The sequence below is a fragment of the Kribbella sp. NPDC050124 genome (genome assembly GCF_044460355.1).
Classification (GTDB): Bacteria; Actinomycetota; Actinomycetes; order Propionibacteriales; family Kribbellaceae; genus Kribbella.
Window position 1 is genome coordinate 1 of record NZ_JBITJU010000072.1, and the last position, 1,846, is coordinate 1,846.

Sequence of the window (1,846 nt, forward strand, 5' to 3'; positions counted from 1 at the left end):
TGACCCGAGGTGGTAGTAGGTGCATTGAGGAGTGACGCAGGAGGGTAGTCCAACCGCGGCGATGGTAGGCGCAAGCTGATCCGCGGGCAAGGTGGTAGGGCGAGGCATAGGCAAATCCGTGTCTCATTGAGCCTGAGAGCCGAGGCGGACCCGTTTAGGGGAAGTGGATGATCCCATGCTGCCGAGAAAAACTTCGCAGTGAGTGTTAGAGCCGCCCGTACCCCAAACCGACACAGGTGATCAGGTAGAGAATACCAAGGCGATCGAGTGAACCATGGTTAAGGAACTCGGCAAAATGCCCCCGTAACTTCGGGAGAAGGGGGACCGGATCCGTTACATCCTTCGCGGGTGGAAGCGGTGATGGTCGCAGAGACCAGGCCCAAGCGACTGTTTACTAAAAACACAGGTCCGTGCGAAGAAGTAATTCGATGTATACGGACTGACGCCTGCCCGGTGCTGGAACGTTAAGGGGACAGGTTAGCTGGTTTCGGCCGGCGAAGCTTTGAACTTAAGCGCCAGTAAACGGCGGTGGTAACTATAACCATCCTAAGGTAGCGAAATTCCTTGTCGGGTAAGTTCCGACCTGCACGAATGGCGTAACGACTTGGGCGCTGTCTCAACCATGGACTCGGCGAAATTGCATTACGAGTAAAGATGCTCGTTACGCGCAGCAGGACGGAAAGACCCCGGGACCTTTACTACAACTTGGTATTGGTGGTCGGTACAACTTGTGTAGGATAGGTGGGAGACTGTGAAGCTCGGACGCCAGTTCGGGTGGAGTCATCGTTGAAATACCACTCTGGTTGTTCTGGCTGTCTAACTTTGGTCCGTTATCCGGATCAGGGACAGTGCCTGGTGGGTAGTTTGACTGGGGCGGTCGCCTCCTAAAAGGTAACGGAGGCGCTCAAAGGTTCCCTCAGCCTGGTTGGCAATCAGGTGTCGAGTGTAAGTGCACAAGGGAGCTTGACTGTGAGACAGACATGTCGAGCAGGGACGAAAGTCGGAACTAGTGATCCGGCGGTGGCATGTGGGAGCACCGTCGCTCAACGGATAAAAGGTACCCCGGGGATAACAGGCTGATCTTCCCCAAGAGTCCATATCGACGGGATGGTTTGGCACCTCGATGTCGGCTCGTCGCATCCTGGGGCTGGAGTAGGTCCCAAGGGTTGGGCTGTTCGCCCATTAAAGCGGCACGCGAGCTGGGTTTAGAACGTCGTGAGACAGTTCGGTCCCTATCCGCTGCGCGCGCAGGAGACTTGAGAAGGGCTGCCCCTAGTACGAGAGGACCGGGGTGGACGAACCTCTGGTGTGCCAGTTGTTCCGCCAGGAGCACGGCTGGTTGGCTACGTTCGGGAGTGATAACCGCTGAAAGCATCTAAGCGGGAAGCACGCTTCAAGATGAGGTCTCCCACCGGGTTAACCGGGTAAGGCCCCCAGTAGACCACTGGGTTGATAGGCCAGAAGTGGAAGCGCGGCAACGTGTGGAGCTGACTGGTACTAATAGGCCGAGGGCTTGTCACACACCCACCTTCACTGGTGGGACAACGACCAGGCTGCGTTATTGACGAGATGATTCGCGTTCACTGTACGGTTCCCGAAATACGGTCAACCCCAGCACACCAACACCCCCGGCGGGGTGCTGTGACTGAGCAGGTGGTTGGTTGATATTTTGATAGAGTTTCGGTGGCCATAGCGTCGGGGAAACACCCAGTCTCCATTCCGAACCTGGAAGTTAAGCCCGACAGCGCCGATGGTACTGCGACCGGGAGGTCGTGGGAGAGTAGGACGCCGCCGGACATTCACACTGTTAAGGGCCACCCCGATTTGGGGTGGCCCTTAACATTTC

At 56.8% G+C, this 1,846-nt stretch carries 2 rRNA genes; both read left to right on the forward strand.

Annotation, left to right across the window (positions count from 1 at the left end):
* Positions 1-1,521: ribosomal RNA gene (locus ACIBL3_RS47240) — 23S ribosomal RNA — on the forward strand; the annotation flags it as partial.
* Between the two features lie 158 nt (positions 1,522-1,679).
* Positions 1,680-1,797 (forward strand): 5S ribosomal RNA (gene rrf, locus ACIBL3_RS47245).
* Positions 1,798-1,846: the final 49 nt, after the last annotated feature.